The 18682-nt window shown below is 67.7% G+C and carries 18 protein-coding genes; 6 read left to right on the top strand and 12 right to left on the bottom strand.

Features of this window, described 5'->3' with window-relative positions; genetic code table 11:
- Window positions 1-12: 12 nt before the first annotated feature.
- Window positions 13-1242, bottom strand: coding sequence for a 1-deoxy-D-xylulose-5-phosphate reductoisomerase (gene dxr / locus ABFP37_RS01415; protein ID WP_347032509.1), 1230 nt, complete (start codon window positions 1240-1242; stop codon window positions 13-15).
- Window positions 1243-1296: 54 nt separating this feature from the next.
- Window positions 1297-2040: a sulfite exporter TauE/SafE family protein gene (locus tag ABFP37_RS01410; protein ID WP_347032508.1), complete on the bottom strand. Its 744-nt coding sequence runs from the start codon at window positions 2038-2040 to the stop codon at window positions 1297-1299.
- A 64-nt stretch (window positions 2041-2104) separates the two neighbouring features.
- Between ABFP37_RS01410 and ABFP37_RS01405 the strand changes: the two genes are divergently transcribed.
- Window positions 2105-3559, top strand: coding sequence for a lipase maturation factor family protein (locus ABFP37_RS01405; protein ID WP_347032507.1), 1455 nt, complete (start codon window positions 2105-2107; stop codon window positions 3557-3559).
- A gap of 30 nt (window positions 3560-3589) precedes the next feature.
- Here the strand turns inward: ABFP37_RS01405 and ABFP37_RS01400 are convergent, their stop codons facing one another.
- From ABFP37_RS01400 to ABFP37_RS01370, 7 genes are read right to left on the bottom strand one after another with little or no spacing between them, the layout of a single operon-like run.
- The gene (locus ABFP37_RS01400) at window positions 3590-4420 is read right to left on the bottom strand and encodes a CoA ester lyase (RefSeq protein ID WP_347032506.1); all 831 of its coding nucleotides are present in this window, start codon (window positions 4418-4420) and stop codon (window positions 3590-3592) included.
- Window positions 4421-4435: 15 nt separating this feature from the next.
- Complete coding sequence (locus ABFP37_RS01395; protein ID WP_260680797.1) at window positions 4436-4987, bottom strand: MaoC family dehydratase; 552 nt, start codon at window positions 4985-4987, stop codon at window positions 4436-4438.
- The gene (locus ABFP37_RS01390; protein WP_078026394.1) at window positions 4984-5724 is read right to left on the bottom strand and encodes a CoA transferase subunit B; all 741 of its coding nucleotides are present in this window, start codon (window positions 5722-5724) and stop codon (window positions 4984-4986) included. Before ABFP37_RS01390 ends, ABFP37_RS01395 begins: the two co-directional genes overlap by 4 nt.
- Window positions 5725-5726: 2 nt before the next feature.
- Complete coding sequence (locus ABFP37_RS01385) at window positions 5727-6515, bottom strand: CoA transferase subunit A (RefSeq protein ID WP_347032572.1); 789 nt, start codon at window positions 6513-6515, stop codon at window positions 5727-5729.
- A gap of 23 nt (window positions 6516-6538) precedes the next feature.
- Window positions 6539-7702, bottom strand: coding sequence for an acyl-CoA dehydrogenase family protein (locus ABFP37_RS01380; protein WP_078026392.1), 1164 nt, complete (start codon window positions 7700-7702; stop codon window positions 6539-6541).
- 2 nt (window positions 7703-7704) lie between these two features.
- Complete coding sequence (locus ABFP37_RS01375) at window positions 7705-9891, bottom strand: biotin carboxylase N-terminal domain-containing protein (RefSeq protein WP_347032505.1); 2187 nt, start codon at window positions 9889-9891, stop codon at window positions 7705-7707.
- 6 nt (window positions 9892-9897) lie between these two features.
- Window positions 9898-11505, bottom strand: a complete 1608-nt coding sequence (locus ABFP37_RS01370; protein WP_078026390.1) for a carboxyl transferase domain-containing protein — start codon at window positions 11503-11505, stop codon at window positions 9898-9900.
- A gap of 152 nt (window positions 11506-11657) precedes the next feature.
- Between ABFP37_RS01370 and ABFP37_RS01365 the strand changes: the two genes are divergently transcribed.
- The gene (locus ABFP37_RS01365; protein ID WP_313902474.1) at window positions 11658-12356 is read left to right on the top strand and encodes a TetR family transcriptional regulator; all 699 of its coding nucleotides are present in this window, start codon (window positions 11658-11660) and stop codon (window positions 12354-12356) included.
- A 100-nt stretch (window positions 12357-12456) separates the two neighbouring features.
- Here ABFP37_RS01365 and ABFP37_RS01360 read toward each other — a convergent pair whose 3' ends face one another.
- From ABFP37_RS01360 to pdhA, 3 genes are read right to left on the bottom strand one after another with little or no spacing between them, the layout of a single operon-like run.
- Window positions 12457-13818: a dihydrolipoamide acetyltransferase family protein gene (locus tag ABFP37_RS01360; protein WP_347032504.1), complete on the bottom strand. Its 1362-nt coding sequence runs from the start codon at window positions 13816-13818 to the stop codon at window positions 12457-12459.
- Window positions 13819-13826: 8 nt separating this feature from the next.
- Window positions 13827-14837: an alpha-ketoacid dehydrogenase subunit beta gene (locus ABFP37_RS01355; RefSeq protein ID WP_347032503.1), complete on the bottom strand. Its 1011-nt coding sequence runs from the start codon at window positions 14835-14837 to the stop codon at window positions 13827-13829.
- Window positions 14837-16015, bottom strand: coding sequence for a pyruvate dehydrogenase (acetyl-transferring) E1 component subunit alpha (gene pdhA / locus ABFP37_RS01350; protein WP_078026387.1), 1179 nt, complete (start codon window positions 16013-16015; stop codon window positions 14837-14839). The genes ABFP37_RS01355 and pdhA overlap by 1 nt, the downstream gene beginning before the upstream one ends.
- A gap of 195 nt (window positions 16016-16210) precedes the next feature.
- Between pdhA and ABFP37_RS01345 the strand changes: the two genes are divergently transcribed.
- From ABFP37_RS01345 to ABFP37_RS01330, 4 genes are all read left to right on the top strand, one after another.
- The gene (locus tag ABFP37_RS01345; RefSeq protein ID WP_078026386.1) at window positions 16211-16684 is read left to right on the top strand and encodes an Lrp/AsnC family transcriptional regulator; all 474 of its coding nucleotides are present in this window, start codon (window positions 16211-16213) and stop codon (window positions 16682-16684) included.
- Between the two features lie 142 nt (window positions 16685-16826).
- The gene (locus tag ABFP37_RS01340) at window positions 16827-17369 is read left to right on the top strand and encodes a hypothetical protein (RefSeq protein WP_347032502.1); all 543 of its coding nucleotides are present in this window, start codon (window positions 16827-16829) and stop codon (window positions 17367-17369) included.
- Between the two features lie 115 nt (window positions 17370-17484).
- Window positions 17485-17889 (top strand): DUF4383 domain-containing protein, encoded by a 405-nt coding sequence (locus tag ABFP37_RS01335; RefSeq protein ID WP_078026384.1) that lies wholly within the window; start codon window positions 17485-17487, stop codon window positions 17887-17889.
- Window positions 17890-17924: 35 nt separating this feature from the next.
- Complete coding sequence (locus tag ABFP37_RS01330) at window positions 17925-18587, top strand: hypothetical protein (RefSeq protein WP_347032501.1); 663 nt, start codon at window positions 17925-17927, stop codon at window positions 18585-18587.
- Window positions 18588-18682 lie beyond the last annotated feature (95 nt).

Genomic DNA, 18682 nt, shown 5'->3' with positions numbered 1-18682 from the left:
ATCTGCTGCTTCCTAGAGACTGCTCACTGCTAAACGTTCGTGCGTGCGTGCACGTGCCCACTTCTCAGCATCCAGCACGGACTCGACCGTTAGCACGGAGGAACCCGGATGTTCGCTGAGTACGGCTTCGATGGTGTCCACGATGTCTGTGAACCGGATCCGGCCCGCATGGAACGCCATCACGGCTTCCTCGTTGGCGGCGTTGAACACGGCCGGGTAGGTGCTTCCCTGCTTCGCCGCGTCCTTGGCAAGGCCGACGGCCGGGAAGGCGGCGGCGTCCAGCGGCTCGAACGTCCAGCTGGTTGCCTGCGTCCAGTCGCAGGGTGTGGCCGCCTGCGGAACGCGGTCCGGCCAGCCCAGCCCGAGGGCGATGGGCAACCGCATGTCCGGCGGGGAGGCCTGGGCGATGATGGAGCCGTCCACGAACTGGACCATGGAGTGGACCACGGACTGCGGATGGACCACGACGTCGATCCTGTCCAGCGGGATGTCGAAGAGCAGGTGGGCCTCGATCACCTCGAGGCCCTTGTTGACCAGGCTGGCGGAGTTGGTGGTGACCATGGGCCCCATGTCCCACGTGGGGTGGGCGAGGGCTTCCGCCGGGCTGACGGACGACAGCTGCTCCCGGGTCCGGCCGCGGAACGGACCGCCCGACGCCGTCAGGATGAGCCTGTCCACTTCGGCGGCGGAGCCTGAACGCAGGCACTGGGCGATGGCCGAATGCTCCGAATCCACCGGCACAATCTGGCCTTCCGCGGCGGCGGCTTTGACGAGGGAGCCGCCCACGATCAGCGATTCCTTATTGGCCAGTGCCAGCGTGGCTCCGGATTCCAGGGCGGCCAGCGTCGGTGCCAGTCCGATGGATCCGGTGATGCCGTTGAGCACCACGTCCGCCTCGACGGCGGCGATCCGGGTGGAGGCGTCGGGGCCGCTGATGATCTCCGGACGGTACCCTGCCAGCCCGGCCGCCCGGGCGGCGTCGTCGATCAGGTCCTGCAGACGGTGGGGATCCCCTTGGGCCATGCCCACCGCGGCGGCCTGCGTGTGCACGGCCTGCTGCGCCAGGAGCTCCAGGTTGCCGCCGCCGGCGCTCAGCGCCACCACCTCGAAAAGGTGCGGTGCGCCGTCGACGACGTCAATCGCCTGCGTGCCGATGGAACCGGTGGATCCGAGGAGGACGATTCTGCGCGGCTGCCCTGTCGCTGGACGGCCGGCTGGACGGCTGGAGCCCGAAGTCTGCATGGCTTAAGTATCCCGCACCGCGGGCCGCCTCCGGACGGGCGGTGGCCACCCGGACTAGGAGAGCGCGAGTTCCAGGACGCCCTTGGACACGGTGGATACCGCGCCGGCGTACGCGATCACGACGACGATCTTCCGCACCAAGCCCGGCTGCACCCGCCCCGACAGCAGGTCACCGGCGACGATTCCGAGGATCATGGCGGCCAGGATGCCCAGCCACTGCCAGCCTTCCAGGGCCGGAAGGTGGCCGCCGGAGAACAGGTATTTGGTCAGCAGCGAGGACAGCCCCGTGGTGATGAAGTAGGGCTGCAGGGTGGCGCCGAAGCTCCGTTGCTCCCAGCGCGTGACGATGGCATACGCGGTGATGGCCGGACCGCCGACTCCGGCGGCCGCGTTCATAAGCCCGCTGGTAAATCCCAGCGCCACCATGGGGGCCGCGCCCGCGGCCCGCCAGGAGCTGCGGTTCAGCCGCTGGGAAGCCAGCAGCCCCAGGATCAGCAGGACTCCGATGCAGATCTCCAAGGGGGCCTCAGGGACATGGCTGGCCAGCCAGGCGCCGGGTACCACGCCGGTCAGCGCGGAAGCCGCGAGGCCGAAGTAGCGCCGCCACTGGACGTGCCGCCAGACCCGCGACAGGATCAGCAGCGATGACGCCGCACCGCAGAGGTTGATGATCATCACGCCGTCGAACGGCCCCAGGAGCACCACCAGGACCGGCGAGACCAGGAGGCCGAATCCCAGCCCGGCCAGTCTTTGCGCCAGCGCTCCCGCGACAACCACGATGAGCACCAGAGCAAACATGGTTCGATCCTAGTGCCGCCCGGGACTGCCTTGACGGGTTTCCCGGCAGGCGTAACGTGGAAACGTGGACTGGGCTTCCTGGTTCGACGCGCCGGACTACGAATTCGCCCGGCTGGTATTGCAGCGGGGCATCGCCGCGCTCTATTTCGTTGCGTTCCTGTCAACCCTGAACCAGTTCCCTGCGCTGCTCGGCGAGCGCGGCCTCCTTCCCGTGCCCGACTATCTGTCGGGGTTCAGCAGGCTGCGGCGGCCCACGCTCTTCCGATGGCGATACTCGGACCGGCTGCTCCGCGCCGTCTGCGGGACGGGGCTGGCCATCTCGGCCGTCCTGGTGGCCGGACTTCCGCAGGCTGGGCCCCCGTGGCTGCCGATGATCGCTTTCCTGGCGCTGTGGCTGCTGTACATGTCGATCGTGAACGTCGGGCAGACGTTCTACGGCTTTGGCTGGGAGATGCTGATCCTCGAGGCCGGCTTCACCGTGGCTTTCCTGGGTTCAGACCAGACAGACCCGCCCCGGACCGTCCTGCTCCTGGTGGCGTGGCTGGTGTTCCGCCTGGAGTTCGGCGCGGGCATGATCAAGCTCCGCGGCGGCCGGGAGTGGCGGGACCTCACGGCCCTGTACTACCACCATGAGACCCAGCCCATGCCGGGTCCCCTGAGCCGGCAGGCGCATCTGCTGCCGAAGCCCTTTCACCGGCTGGAGGTGCTGGGCAACCACTTCGCCCAACTCGTGGTGCCGTTCTTCCTGTTCGCTCCGCAGCCCGTGGGAAGCGCCGCGGCCGCCATCATCATCTTCACGCAGCTGTGGCTTGTGGCCAGCGGCAATTTCGCGTGGCTGAACTGGATAGCGATTGTGCTGGCCTTCGCCGCAGTCAGCGACTCCGTGGCCCACGCAGTCCTGCCGGTCCTTCCGCTGGACTGGCAGGCGGCCGGCGGCGCTCGGCAAACTCCGCTGTGGTGGCTCATCCTCACGCTCGCCGTCACGGTGCTGCTCCTGGTGCTCAGCTACTGGCCGGTCCGTAACCTGTTCTCCCATCATCAGCTGATGAATGCCAGCTTCAACCGGTGGCAGCTCGTGAACACGTACGGCGCGTTCGGCACGGTCACGAAGCAGCGGATCGAGGTGGCGGTGGAGGGCACCAGCGACGAGGAGCCCGACGAGTCGGCGGACTGGCGGGAGTACGGATTCAAGGGAAAGCCCGGGGACGTGCGCAGGCTGCCGCGCCAGTGGGCCCCGTACCACCTGCGGCTCGACTGGCTGATGTGGTTCCTGCCCCTGCGCACCGTGCACGAGGAGTGGTTTTACGCCTTCCTGGAAAAGCTGCTGAAGGCGGACAAGGTGGTGCTGCGCCTGTTGCGCGACGACCCGTTCGACGGCGAGCGCCCCCGCTGGGTGCGCGCCCGGACGTACCTGTACCGTTTCTCCAGCCGGGCCGAGTTCCGTGAGACCGGCCAGCGCTGGATCCGGACGCCGCTGTACGAGGCCATCCCGCCCCTGTCCCTGCGGCGCGGCGGCTGAGCAGGCAAGTGCGGAGAGGAAGCGCCCGCGTTAGCGGGCCTTGCGGAGGGTCGCTTCGGCGTGCTTGAGGATGGGGCCGTCGATCATCGTGCCTTTGAACTGGAACACGCCGGTCCCGGCGGCGCGGGCGGCCTCGAGGAGTTCCCTGGCGGCGGCCACTTCATCCCCCGACGGCGCGTAGGCGGCACGGACGGCAGCCACCTGGCCGGGATGGATGCAGGCCTTCGAGCTGAAGCCGGAGGCCACGGCGTCCCGTGCCTCCTCGGCCAGCCCCTCAAGGTCGGGGATGTTGACGTAGACGGCGTCGACCGCCTCCTTGCCGAAGGCACCGGCAGCCAGGAGCACCGACGAGCGCGCGTGCAGGGCCACGGCGCGGTAGCCGCCGTCGTCCTTGCGGCTGGATGTCCCGCCGAGGGACGCGAGCAGGTCCTCGGCGCCCCACATGAGCGCCACGACGTTCGGGGCGGCGGCGATGGCCGGCGCGTTGACGATGCCGGCCGCCGTTTCGCACAGCGCGATCACGTGGAAGCCCTCCAGCGCCCGGAGCTGCTCAGCGCTTTCCGTCTTGGCGAGCATCACGGTGCGGTAGGGCGTGTGGGCCAGGCAGTGCAGGTCCTTTTCGAAGTCCGCCGTGCCCGCCGGGTTGATCCGGACGATGGTCCGGCTGGGATCGAGCTCCGGCCCTTCGCCTGAGCTGCCGAGCTGGGCAAGGATGGCCCCCCGGGCCCGCTTCTTGTCCGCAGCCGCCACCGCGTCCTCGAGGTCGATGATCACGGCGTCGGAGCGCTCGGCAGCCTTCTGGAAACGCTCGGGGCGGTCAGCAGGGCAGAAGAGCAGGGCCGGGCCCATCACAAAAGTCATACAGTCATTGTCCGATTATTTTTCCGTCTGCGCCTGCATGTACGCCTCCCGCGTCCACATCAGGCAGCTGCGCGTGGCGAGGGCCACCACTGTGCCGTTCTGGTTGCGGCCGGTGTGCTTCATGGTGACGATCCCCTGGCCGGGCCGGGACGCGGAGAGCCGTTTGCCCGTGATGACGGTCTCGGTGTAGAGGGTGTCGCCGTGGTACAGCGGACCGGGGAAGGACACATCGGTCAGTCCCAGCTGCGCGATGATGGTGCCCTGCGTCAGCTGCGGAACGGACTGCCCGACGACGGTTGCCAGGGTGAACATGGAGTTCACCAGCCGCTGGCCGAACGGCTGCCCCGCGCTCCACGCCGCGTCAAGGTGCAGCCCCTGCGTATTCATGGTCATGGTGGTGAACAGGACGTTGTCGGTTTCGGTGACCGTCCGGCCCGGACGGTGCGCGTACACCACGCCCTCTTCGAGTTCCTCAAAGTACAGCCCGCGCTGTTCGATCACGCGGGGGCTGCCGCTGGTTGGGCTTGTCGAAACCCCGTCAGCACTCTGTTCAGCGTTCGCCGTCATACGGTCAGTTCCTGGTCTTCCTCGAGCAGCTCGACGCCGGTGGCAGCGGCGACGTCCTCGACGGAGACGTTCGGGGCCAGCTCCCGCAGCACCAGGCCGTCCGGCGTCACGTCAATGACGGCGAGGTCCGTGATGATCCGGTCCACGCAGGCCTTGCCCGTGAGCGGCAGGGTGCACCGCTCCACGATCTTTGGCCGGCCGCTCCGGTCCACGTGCTCCATCATGACGATGACCTTCTTGGCGCCGAAGACCAGATCCATGGCGCCGCCCATGCCCTTGACCATCTTGCCCGGGATCATCCAGTTGGCCAGGTCCCCGTTGGCGGCGACCTCCATGGCGCCGAGCACGGCGACGTCCACATGGCCGCCCCGGATCATGCCGAAGGACAGCGACGAGTCGAAGAAGGCCGCGCCCTTGTTGACCGTGACGGTTTCCTTGCCCGCATTGATGAGGTCCGGGTCCACTTCGTCCTCGCCGGGGTAGGGTCCGACGCCCAGGATCCCGTTCTCCGAGTGCAGCACCACCTCGACGCCGGCGGGGATGTAGTTCGGGATCAGCGTGGGCATGCCGATGCCCAGGTTGACGTACTGGCCGTTGCTGAGTTCCTGCGCCACCCGCTCCGCGAGCTCGTTGCGCGTCCATCCCTTGCCCTCCGGGTGGGACGTCGCGGCACGCCGGTACTCATGGCGGACGGCCTCGGGGCGGGGCGGCGCCCCCTGCGAGCTGTTCGACTCCATGGCTACGCTCCTGCCTGTTCGGTGGTGCCGGCTGCGGACTGCGCCGAAAGGGCAACCGTCCGCTTTTCGATCCGCTTCTCGATCTCGGGTGCGACGACGATGCGCTGGACGAAGATGCCGGGCACGTGGATGTGTTCGGGGTCCAGCTCCCCCGGCTCCACCAGTTCCTCGACTTCGGCGATGGTGACCCTGCCCGCCATGGCACAGAGCGGGTTGAAGTTCATTGCCGTGGCGTGGAAGACCAGGTTGCCGTGGCGGTCGCCCTTCCAGGCGTGGACCAGGCCGAAGTCGGGTGTGAGGGACTCTTCGAGGACGTAGTCCACGCCGCCGAAGCTGCGCACCTCCTTGGGAGCGGAGGCGACCGCGATGCTGCCGTCGGCGTCGTACTTCTGCGGCAGGCCGCCGTCGGACACCTGGGTACCCACGCCCGCTCTCGTGTAGAACGCCGGGATGCCGGCACCGCCGGCGCGCAGCTTCTCCGCCAGCGTGCCCTGCGGGGTGAGGACCACCTCGAGTTCGCCGGAGAGGTACTGCCGGGCGAACTCCTTGTTCTCCCCGACGTACGAGCTGATGGTGCGGCGGATCCGGCCGTCCCTGAGCAGGATGCCGAGGCCCCAGTCGTCCACGCCGCAGTTGTTGCTCACGGTTTCCAGGTCCTTGGCGCCGCGGTGGTGCAGGGCGTCAATGAGGGCCACCGGGATCCCGCAGAGGCCGAAACCCCCGACGGCGAGCGACGCGCCGTCGTGAATGTCCGCGACCGCTTCAGCAGCGCTGGCAACAACCTTGTCAATCATCGTTGATCCTTTCAGGCCGGCTACAGTCCGAGTTCCCGGGCGATCAGCATCAGCTGGACCTCCGTGGTGCCCTCCCCGACTTCAAGGATCTTGGAGTCGCGGTAATGGCGCGCCACGGTGAATTCGTTGATGAAGCCATAGCCGCCGAACACCTGGGTGGCGTCCCGCGCGTTGTCCATGGCTGCCTCGCCTGCGACCATCTTAGCTATGGCCGCCTGGGTCTTGAACGGCTTGCCGGCGAGCATCCTGGCGGCCGCATCGTAGTAGGCCAGCCGGGCCGTGTGGGCGCGTGCCTGCATGCGGGCAATCTTGAAGGAGATGGCCTGGTACTTGCCGATGTTGTGGCCGAAGGCCCTGCGGTCCTTGGCGTAGCGGACCGAGAGATCCACGCAGCCCTGGGCCGCGCCGGTGGCCAGTGCCGCGATGGCGATGCGGCCTTCGTCAAGGATGGACAGGAAGTTGGCGTAGCCCCGCCCCTGTTCACCCAGCAGGTTGGCCTCGGGCACGCGGACGTCCTTCAGCGTCAGCGGGTGGGTGTCGGACGCGTTCCAGCCCACCTTGTTGTACGCCTTCTCGGCCTTGAAGCCGGGCGTGTCGGTCGGCACCAGGATGGTGGAGATTTCCTTCTTGACGCTGCCGTCCTTGCGCTCGTGCTGGCCGGTCACGGCGGTCACCGTCACCAGCCGGGTGATGTCAGTCCCGGAGTTGGTGATAAATTCCTTGTTGCCGTTGATCACCCAGTGCCCGTCTTCCAGCCGGGCGGTGGTCTTGGTGCCGCCGGCGTCCGAGCCCGCTTCCGGCTCGGTCAGGCCGAAGCCTGCAAGCGCCTTTCCGGACGCCAGCAGCGGCAGCCATTCCTCCTTCTGGGCCTCGGTACCGAAGCGGTGGACGGGCATGGCGCCCAGGGAAACGCCCGCTTCCAGGGTGATGGCCACGGACTGGTCCACCCTGCCGAGCTGTTCCAGCGCGAGGGCCAGGGCGAAGTAGTCCCCGCCCATGCCGCCGGATTCTTCGGGGAACGGCAGACCGAACAGGCCCATGTCCGCCATCTGGGAGACAACCTCGTAGGGGAAGCTGTGCTCTTCGTCGTGCTTGGCCGAGACGGGCGCGACGACCTCGTCGGCAAATTCCCGGACGGTGTTGCTGAGGTCCTGGTATTCCTCGCTGAGCTCAAAATCGGCCATAGCTAGGCTTCCTTACGTTCATTGGTTGGATCTTGGATTGGGGATTCTGACGGGCCGGCGGGCGGCTCGGCGTGGATCGTGGCGAGCACCTGGTCCGCCTTCACGAGGTCACCGGTCTTCGCGCTGATGTGCACCGTTCCGGCCACCTCGGCCACGAGCTGGTGCTCCATCTTCATCGCTTCCACGGAGAGCAGCACCTGCCCGGCTTCCACGGCGTCGCCGTTGTGCACGGAGACTGACACGACGGTCCCCGGCATGGGTGAGCGGACTTCGGGGTCGGCCACACCCTCTTCCCGCTCGATTGCGGCCAGGACGCGCGCGAGGCGGGATTCCCGGGTGAGGACGTCGAGGCCGCAGGACCATCCGCCGTTTCCCACGTAGACCTGCTGCGGACGCCCTTCATGGGGGTGGCCCTCCCAGTGGGAGCCCAGCGCGAAGGTGTGTGCCTGCCCGTCGATTTCAAGGTCGACGGACCGGCTGGTCAGGGCCAGGAGGGCGGCCTTTCGCTCCGGTCCGCCGTTGACGCGGACCGTCGCATGGCCGAGGTCCTGGTCACTCAGCCACGTGACGGCCACGGTGGCCACGGCTCCGCCGGGGAGCCCGAAGCTCATGCGCCAGGGGGCGGGGGTGCCCAGCCGCCAGCCCCGGCCGGTGTCCCAGGGCGAGGCGACGCCGGCCGGCGCCTCATGCATGGCCCAGAACGGGAGCGCCGCGGCGATGAGCTCGGTGTCTCCGGCGCTCCGGAACGTGAGGTCCGGCATCTTGCGGTCAATGAGGGTCGTGTCGAGGCGGCCGGCGCGTACGTCGTCGTCGTTGATCAGGAGCCGCAGGTATTCCACGTTGGTTCCGACCCCCAGCACCGTGTACCGCTCCAGCGCGCTGTCCAGCTTGTCGAGTGCCGCTTTGCGGTCCGGGCCCCACGCGATGACCTTGGAGAGCATGGGATCGTAGTCGCTGGAAATTTCCAGTCCGGGCTGCAGCGACGAGTCGATGCGGATGTGCGGGTCCGCGGAGGCGGGCGCGAAGGCGGGCGGGTCCGCCCGGGCCGTGAAGGTGGTGCCCCGTTCATCGAGCAGGACCACCTCGCCGGAGGACGGCAGGAAGTTCCGCTCCGGGACCTCCGCGTAGACGCGCGCCTCTGCGGCGTGGCCGTTAAGCACGACGTCGTCCTGCGCCACGGTGAGCACCTCGCCGGCGGCGATGCGCACCTGCCACTCCACGAGGTCCACCCCGGTGACCATTTCGGTGACCGGATGCTCCACCTGCAGGCGCGTGTTCATCTCCATGAAGAAGAATTCGTCCGGGGCGTTGTCCGAGACCAGGAACTCCACGGTGCCCGCCCCGGTGTAGTGGACGCTCCGGGCCGCCTGGCAGGCGGCCTCGCCGATCCGCGCCCGGGTGGTTCCGCCGTCGGCCAGTGATTCCAGGAGCGGCGACGGCGCTTCTTCAATCACCTTCTGGTGCCTGCGCTGCAGGGAGCATTCGCGCTCCCCCAGGTGGATGACGTTCCCGTGCGTGTCGGCGAGCACCTGCACTTCGATGTGCCGCGGGGCCTTGACGAGGCGTTCCAGGAAAAGCGTGTCGTCGCCGAAGGCGCTGGCCGCGACGCGACGCGCGGTGGCCAGCGTTGCCGGGAGGTCCTCCGGCCGTTCCACCACGTGCATGCCCTTGCCTCCGCCGCCCGCGGACGGCTTGATGAGCAGGGGATACCCCACGGCCGCGGCGGCGGCGATCAGGTCGTCGTCGGTCAGCCCCGGTTCGGCGATGCCCGGGATCACCGGGACGCCGTATCCGGCCACGTGGTTCTTGGAGCGGATCTTGTCCCCCATGACGTCCAGGGATTCGACGCCGGGGCCGATGAAGGCGATGCCGGCTGCCTCCAGGGCGCGGGCGAACTCCACGTTCTCGCTCAGGAAACCGTAGCCGGGGTGCACCGCCTGGGCGCCGGTGTCCTTGCAGGCCCTGATGATCGCCTCGATTTTCAGGTAGCTTTCGGCCGCGGCGGCCGGACCGATCCGCACGGCGAGGTCCGCTTCCCGCACGTGGCGGGCGTCGGCGTCGGCGTCGCTGTAGACGGCGACCGAACGGATGCCCATGGCGTGCAGCGTCCTGATCACCCGGCAGGCGATTTCGCCGCGGTTGGCCACGAGGACGGTGTGGAACAGGTTGGGGTCAGCTGGATTGGTCATGGCCGCTCACATCCGGAACAGGCCGAAGGAAGTCTCCGGCAGCGGGGTTCGGGAGACGACGTCGAGCGCCAGTCCCAGGACAGTGCGGGTGTCCGCGGGGTCGATGACGCCGTCGTCCCAGACACGGGCGGTGGAATAATAGGGACTCCCCTGGTCCTCGTACTGCTGCTTGATGGGAGCCTTGAAGGCTTCCTCGTCCGCTGCGGACCACTCCTGCCCGGCGGCCTCATACTGGTCGCGCTTCACCGTGGCCAGCACACTGGAAGCCTGGTTGCCGCCCATCACGGAGATGCGGCTCGCGGGCCACATCCACAGGAAGCGCGGCGAGTAGGCCCGCCCGCACATCGAATAGTTGCCGGCGCCGAAGGATCCGCCGATCACGACAGTCAGCTTCGGCACGCGGGCGGTGGCGACGGCCGTCACCATCTTGGCGCCGTTCTTGGCGATGCCGCCCTGTTCGACGTCCTTGCCCACCATGAAGCCGGAGAGGTTCTGCAGGAAGACCAACGGGATGCCCCGCTGGTCGCAGAGCTCAATAAAGTGGGCGCCTTTGAGCGAGGACTCGCTGAAGAGCACGCCGTTGTTGGCCACGATGCCCACGGGATGCCCGTGCAGCTTCGCGAAGCCGGTGACCAGGGTGGTGCCGTAGTTCTTCTTGAATTCGTGGAACCGGCTGCCGTCCACGAGGCGGGCGATGACCTCACGGACGTCATACTGTGCGTTGACGTCCGTGGGGACGGCTCCGTAGAGCTCCGCGGGGTTCACTACAGGCTCGACGGCGGTGTCCACGTCCCAGGCGGGCGCGGCTGGCCGCGGCAGGGTGGAGACGATGTCGCGGACGATCTGCAGGGCGTGTTCGTCGTTCTCGGCCAAGTGGTCCGTGACGCCGGAGATCCGGGAATGGACGTCGCCCCCGCCGAGCTCCTCGGCCGTGACGATCTCGCCGATGGCCGCCTTCACCAGCGGCGGTCCGCCCAGGAAGATCGTTCCCTGATTGCGGACGATGACCGTCTCGTCGCTCATGGCCGGAACGTACGCGCCGCCGGCGGTGCAGGAGCCCATGACGGAGGCAATCTGCGGAATCTTGGCCGCGGACATCCTGGCCTGGTTATAGAAGATCCGGCCGAAGTGCTCCTTATCCGGGAAGACCTCGTCCTGTTTGGGGAGGAAGGCTCCGCCGGAGTCCACGAGGTAGACGCAGGGCAGCCGGTTTTCCAGCGCGATCTCCTGGGCCCGCAGGTGCTTCTTCACCGTCATGGGGTAGTAGGTGCCGCCCTTGACGGTGGCGTCGTTGGAGATGACCAGGACCTGGCGCCCGTGGACCAGGCCGATGCCCGTGATCACGCCGGCGCCAGGAGAGTCGTCGTTGTACATCCCGTTGGCTGCCAGCGGGGCAATCTCAAGGAACGGGCTGCCGTCGTCCAGGAGCTGGTCGATCCGCTCCCTCGGAAGGAGCTTGCCCCGGGCCACATGGCGCTCGCGGGATTTCTCCGGCCCGCCCAGGGCGGCCACGGCGAGCCGCTTCCGCAGTTCGCCGGCGAGCGCCTCCTGGGCGACGCTATTGGCCGCAAAGGCCTCGCTCGTGGCGTCCAGCTTGCTGGCGAGTGTCTCCATTGACCGCTTCCATTTCCTTGACCGGCCCGGATTCCCGCGGGCCCGGCTATTTTCGGTTAGTGCCGTGTAACTGAGATTTAGGTTAGTCTCTATTAACTGTGATGTCCAACACACGGATGAGTTGCTAGAGTTTGCAGTTTCGAGGAGGAAATGTGCAGATCACGGAGCACGGCCAGGTTGCCGAAAGCAGCGATGCCGTCCAGCCCGCCCCGCCGGACCAGGGAACCACGCCCAACCGCGCGACGCAGCGCAGCCGGGCCAAGGAAACCCGCCGTCAGGCCCTGCTGTCCGCGGCCGCCTCCCTCTTCGCCGCCGACGGTTTCAACCGCGTCTCCCTGGAGGACCTCGGTGCCGCCGCGGGGGTGAGCGGCCCCGCCGTGTACCGCCACTTCCCGGGGAAGCAGGCCGTGCTGGGGGCCCTGCTCCTGACGGTCAGCCAGGACCTGCTCGACGGCGGCCGGCTCGTTGTTGCCGACGCCGCGGACCCCCTCGCGGCGCTGGGCCGGCTGGTCCAGTTTCATGTGGACTTTGCGCTCAGCAATCCGGACGTGATTCGGGTCCAGGACAGGGACTTCAGCAACCTCACCGACGAGGACCAGGCCCATGTCCGGGCGCTGCAGCGCAGCTACGTGGAGCTGTGGGTGGACGTTCTGGCGGGGATCCACCACGCAACGGACACGGCAGACCTCCGGATGCGCGCCCATGCAACCTTCGGACTGATCAACTCCACGCCGCACTCGGTCCGCAACCACGGGCGGAGAATGGCCATCAGGTCGGCACGGCCGCTCCTGGAGAACATGGCGCTGGCCGCCCTCACGGCGCCCGGCGGGCCCCAAGCCGCCGCTGACTGAGCCGGCGCACCGCTGATTGAGCCCGCCCACCGTTGATTGAGCCCGCCCGGCGCTGATTGAGCCCGCCGAAATCGGTTTCGACAGGCTCAATCAGCAGGCACTAGACCATCGCGAGCGCCATGCCCGGATCAGCCAGGAGGGCTCCGAGGTCCGCCAGGAACCGGGATCCCTGCTCGCCGTCCACCAGCCGGTGATCGAAGGACAGGCTCAGGGTCATGACCTGTCTGAGCGCGACCTCGTCCTGGTACTCCCACGGCATCTTCCGCACCGCGCCCATGGCCAGGATGGCGGCCTCCCCCGGATTGAGGATGGGCGTCCCGGCATCGATCCCGAATACACCGATGTTGGTGATGGAGATGGTGCCGCCGGAGAGCTCCGCCGGGCTGGTCCTGCCGGCTCGGGCCGTCTCGGTCAGCCCGGTCAGCGCCGTGGACAGCTCCGCCAGCGTCATCCGGTCCGCGTCCTTGATGTTGGGAACCGTCAGGCCGCGCGGGGTGGCCGCCGCAATCCCCAGGTTCACGTAGTTGAACTGCACGATCTCCTGGTTGGCCTCATCCCACCGGGAATTGAGGGTTGGACTGCGCCGCAGGGCGATCAGGGCCGCCTTGGCCACGAGGGTCAGCGGCGTCAGCTTCAACCCGGCAAAGGCCTTGCTCGCCTTCAGCCTGGTCAGGAGCTCCATGGCCGGCGTGACGTCCACGGTCAGGAACTCCGTGACGTGGGGCGCGGTGAACGCGCTGGAGACCATGGCCGCCGCCGTGAACTTGCGCACCCCCTTGATGGGCGTGCGCATCTCGCGTTCACCAGGCCGGGGAGACGGAACGTGTTCCTGCGCCTGGCCGGCTTCGCCCGCCAGCTCCTGGGCCGCGGCCGGACGGTCACCGCCGCCCACGAAGTTCCGTACGTCGTCGCGGGTTATCAGCCCGCCGGGGCCGCTGCCGGTAACATGCTCCAGGTCCACGCCAAGGTCCTTGGCCAGCTTCCGCACCGGCGGCGTGGAGCGGGGCCGCTCGCCGGTCAACGGTTCGGCGGGCTTGGTTTCGACAGGCTTAACCAGCGGCGCGGCGGTTTCGATATGCTCAACCGGCGCGGCTGCGAAGGTGCGCGCACTGCGGACAGGGCGGCCGGTATCTTCGAGGACCGCGCCGTACCCCACCAGGTTCGGTTCGCGTTTGGCGGCGGGCGCCTCAGCCGCACCGCCGGCGGGCTGGCCGGCCGCCTCACCCTCCACCTCGAAGGAGACGATCGGCTTGCCCACCTCCACCACGGTGCCCGGCTGCTCGTGCAGGGCGGTGACCACACCGGCAAACGGGGAAGGCAGCTCCACGACGGCCTTCGCCGTTTCCACTTCGGCAATGATCTGGTTCAGGGTCACGGTGTCGCCAACATTGACCTTCCAGCTGACGATTTCGGACTCGGTCAGGCCTTCGCCGAGATCGGGGAGCCGGAATTCCTTGATCATGGTGGCGGTCATCCTTCCAGCCCGCTCAGCGAGTTCGGCCGGCCGAGCGCACGGTCAACGCCGTCGAGGATCCTGTCCAGGCTCGGAAGGTGGTGCATCTCCAGCTTGGAATAGGGGTACGGCACATCGAATCCGGTGACGCGGACGGGAGCAGTCTCCAGGTAGTAGAAGCAGCGCTCGGTGATACTGGCGGCCAGCTCGGCGCCCAGGCCACCCGACTGCCCGGCCTCGTGCGTGATGACAAGCCGGCCGGTCTTGCGGACGGATGCCTCCAGCGCCGCATAGTCGACGGGCGCGAGGGAGCGGAGATCAATGACTTCGATGGAAACTCCCTCATCCGCCGCGGCAATGGCGGCGTCCCGGGCGGTCTTGACCAGCGGGCCGTAAGCCACCAGCGTGACATCCTTTCCCTCGGTGATGACGCGGGCATTCCCCAGCGGCAGCGCGCTGCCCGGGTCCAGGGTCTCATCGACGTCGCCTTTGTCGTGGTAGCGGCGTTTGGGTTCGAAGTACAGCACGGGGTCATCGCAGGAAATGGCCTGCTGGATCATGGTGTACGCGTCCTGCGGGCTGGACGGGCTGACCACCCGCAGGCCGGAGGTGTGCGTGAAGTAGGCCTCGGGAGACTCGGAGTGATGCTCGGGTGAACCGATTCCGCCGCCGAACGGGACGCGGACGGTGATGGGCATCTTAACGGCGCCCTGGGTGCGGTAGTGCATCTTGGCGACCTGGCTGACGATCTGGTCGAACGCCGGGTAGATGAAGCCGTCGAACTGGATCTCCACGACGGGACGGTAGCCGCGGTAGGCAAGGCCCACCGCCGTGCCCATAATGCCGGCCTCGGCCAGGGGCGTGTCCACAACACGGTGCTTGCCGAAGTCCTTCTGCAGGCCGTCGGTGACTCTGAAGACGCCCCCCAGGGTTCCGATGTCCTCGCCCATAAGGACTACTTTGGGATCGTTTTCGAGGGATTTGCGCAGGCCCGAATTGATGGCTCGGGCAAAGGTCATCTGTGTCATCAGCGTGCACCTTCCTCTGAGTTGGCTCCTGCGGGATCGCCGAAGGATGCCAGGTAACGGGAGTAGTGGTCCTGCTGGCGGTCCAGCCAGGAGTTCGGCGTGCTGTAGACGTGCTTGAAGATGTCAAGCGGCTCCGGCTCGGGCATGTTGATGGTGCCGGCCCGGAGTTCCTTGGCCACGGCGTCGGCCTTCGCAGCGACCGCGGCCTCAAGGTCCGCGGTCAGCAGTCCCTTGCGGTCCAGCAGCGACTTCACCCTGCTGATCGGGTCCTTGGCGGCCCAGTCCTCGAGCTCGTTGGCATCCCGGTACCGGGTGGGGTCATCCGCCGTCGTATGCGGTCCCATCCGGTAGGTCACGGCCTCGATGAAGGTGGGGCCGCCGCCGCGGCGGGCACGGTCCAAGGCAATGCGGGTCGCCGCCATGACGGCGAGGACATCGTTGCCGTCGACCCTGATGCTGGGAATTCCGAAGCCTGAGGCGCGGTCCGCGAGGTGGATGTGGGACTGCAGCCGCACGGGCTCCGAGATGGCCCAGTGGTTGTTCTGGCAGAAAAACACCACGGGAGCCTGGAAGCTGGCCGCAAACACCATGGCCTCGTTGACGTCGCCCTCGCTCGTGGCGCCGTCGCCGAAGTAGGCCACGGCGACGCAGTCGGCGCCGTCGTTCTGGATGCCCATGGCATAGCCCGTGGCGTGCAGGCTCTGCGCCCCGATGATGATCTGCTGCGTGGCGACGTTCACGGTGAACGGGTCCCAGCCGGCGGAGGCGTTGCCCCGCCAGGCTCGGACCAGGTCCTCCGGTCTCACTCCCCTGCAGTAGGCAACACCGTTGTCACGGTAGCTGGGGAAAACAAAGTCGTCGTCGCGCAGCGTGCGGGCCGATCCGATCTGGGCTGCTTCCTGGCCGAGCAGCGGCGGCCAGAGTGCCAGTTCGCCCTGGCGCTGGAGCGCCGTGGCCTCGGCGTCAATCCTGCGGATGACCACCATGTCCTCATAGAGGGAGCCGAGCTGTTCGTCCGAGATGTCCCGGACCCAGGGGTCGTACTCCGGATGACTGACACGCTCCCCTTGGGGGGTGATCAGCTGGACCAGGTTCTGGCTGGCCCCTCCTCGATGTCCCGTACTGTTGCCCGGGCCGACGGCGGGTGTACCGCCCTGGCCCACTTCGTCTGTCAACACCGTTGCGCAACCTTCTGACGTCGTGTGACCGCCCCGTGCAAGGACTCGTGATCCCGCCGCGCGACAGCCTTCGGGGCACCGTTGCCCCGGATAATTGTGACCATACTCACAATGCTCAAGGGGTACAACCACCGCCGCGGAAACTGAGCACAATGCACCATTTGGCCGACCCGGACCGTGCTAGCCTTGCGCATTATGCAAGCTTTGGATGGCACTGACACGCGGCTGCTTTCAGCCTTGGCCCGGGATCCGCGCAGGACCGTGGTGGCCCTGGCCCAGAAGCTGGGACTGTCCCGGAACACGGTCCAGGCACGGATGGCCCAACTCGAGAAGAAACACGTCTTCCTCTCCTTCGAACGCCGCATCAATCCGGTGTCGCTCGGCTACCCGCTCATGGCTTTCATCTCGGTGCACGTCCAGCAGCAGAAACTGGGCCGGCTCGCCGAAGAGCTGGCAAGCGTGCCCGAGATCCTGGAAGGCTACGGCCTGACGGGTTCGGCCGATCTTCTGCTCCGCGTAGTGGCACTTGACGCCGAAGACCTCTTCCGGATCAACGGAAAAATCCTCGCGTGCGACGGCGTGGACAGGACCGATACAGCCCTGGCCATGGGCGAGCTTATTCCGTTCCGGATCCAGCCCCTGCTGGACCGTGGCTCCGCAGCCGAGTGATGCCGCCGTTCCGCCCGGGGCCGATCCGCCCAGGGGACCGAGCCACAGGATATTGCCACGTAAAATGACTCGAGACATGCCCGGGCGCCGGCAACGGCCCAGTAATCAGGTACGCCCGTGTGGGTTGCCGGAAAGGCTCCAGTTGAGCAACCCACAGGACCCGTATCAGCCCGGTCAGCAACCGTACGGCCAGCAGTTCCGCGGCCGCCGGCCGCTCCCTCCCGCGCCCTTCGGGCTGCCGGGCCAACCTCCGGCGAGGAGCCGCAAGGGCCTGTGGATCGTCGTGGGGATCGTCGGAGGCGTCCTGCTGCTGGTGGTGGTGGGAGTGCTGCTGCTGCTGAACCTCGTGGGCGGGGCTACGCGGAAGGCCTCTGACCTTGCGGACGACTTCACCAAGCTGGTGCTCGCCGGGGAGACGGACAAGGCCTACGACGACTTCATGGACCCGGCGCTCAAGAAACAGCTGACCAAGGAGGATTTCGCTTCCGGCGTCGAGAGCCTCAAGCTGGACCAGTCCTGCACCACTGTGTACGACGACCTCAAGATGAGCTCCGAAAGCGGATCCAATATCGCCGATGTGACCGGAGTTATCAATTGCGACGGCAAGGACATTGCACTCGTATACCGCTTCGCCGGCAAGGACGAGCTGAAGATGGTCAACATCCGGCTCAAGCCGAAGGGCTGACCGCCGCCCACCCATCCACGGGCCACGACGGTCCGAATTGCTTCCGAGAGCCCCGCCCGGGGCTCCGCAGTCCGGCCGGGGCAGGCGCCCCGGCCTAACCGGAAGGATTCGGGCCATGCGCAACTCACCGAACCGCCTTATCGCCACCGTCTTCGGAGCCGTCTACCTGCTCGTGGGACTCGTCGGATTCGCCGTGACAGCGGGAATCGGCTTCTTCTCCACTGAAGGCGCGAACCTCATCATCTTCGAGGTCAACCCGCTGCACAACGTAATCCACCTCGCCATCGGCGCCGCACTATTGTCCGCGGGCCTGAAAAACGTCCAGCTGGCCCGCACCGTCAACGCCGGCGTCGGTGCCGTGTACCTGCTGGTGGGCATCCTCGGCCTGTTCCTGCTCAGCTCGCCGCTGAACATCATTGCCCTCAACGGAGCGGACAACGTGCTCCACCTGGCCAGCGCCGTTCTGCTGCTGGGCGTCGGCCTGTCCATGGACAAGGCCCCCGTGGCCGCGCGCGCCTAGGTGTACTCGGCCAGGGCAGCAGAGAGCCAACACCCATGCAGCGCGAGGCAGAACTCCGCAACCGCCGGGAAGCGGGCTTGATAAGACAAACGCCGACGGCGGATGCCCCGCCGCCGGCGTCACCCGGGGAGGCAGCCGTCCGGCTGTTCGCAGGCTTCGCGGGTCTCGGCGCCGCTTCCGTCAATCTGGCAGTCTCTTCCAGCCTGTTCGCTGCGGACGGGACCGGGCCGCCGTGGCAGACCGGCCTGGCCCTGGCCGCCGCCCTGTGGGGAGCAACCCTGCTCGCCTGGACGGTGGCGGCACTGCGGAACGGCAACTTTCCTTGGGCCCGCACATCCGCAGCGGCGCTCCCGGCAGCCGCGGCGGTCCACGTGCTGGCCATCGTCATGGGCGCAGGAGGCGACATGGCCGGCCTCAGCCTCAGCCACCTCGCTGCTCTGCTGCTGACCCTCATGATCATCGCTGCCAAAGCCTGGCTTGGCCGGCAGCCCGGCGGTGATGACGGCGGCGTTGATGTCGACGGCGGCCGGCCCGCCTCCGGTGGAACGGGTGCCGGGCGGCTCCTCGCCACTGCCTTCGCCGGCGCCCTGGCGGTCGCGGCCATCGCGACGCCGGGACTCGCGGGGTCCACGGCCGGCCAGTTCGCCGTCCCGCACGGCAGCCATTCCGGCGGCGCGGCCGGACACCACGGTCCCTGAAGCAGCACCAGCAGCCAGGCACACAGAAGCCCCCGCGCCTACGCGCGGGGGCTTCTGTCTTGTTGGCCGGTCAGCGGCCCGGAGCTAGATCACGG

It is taken from the genome of Burkholderia sp. RS01, from assembly GCF_039748055.1.
Classification (GTDB): domain Bacteria; phylum Actinomycetota; class Actinomycetes; order Actinomycetales; family Micrococcaceae; genus Arthrobacter.
This window is presented reverse-complemented; position numbering and strand designations above follow the sequence as displayed.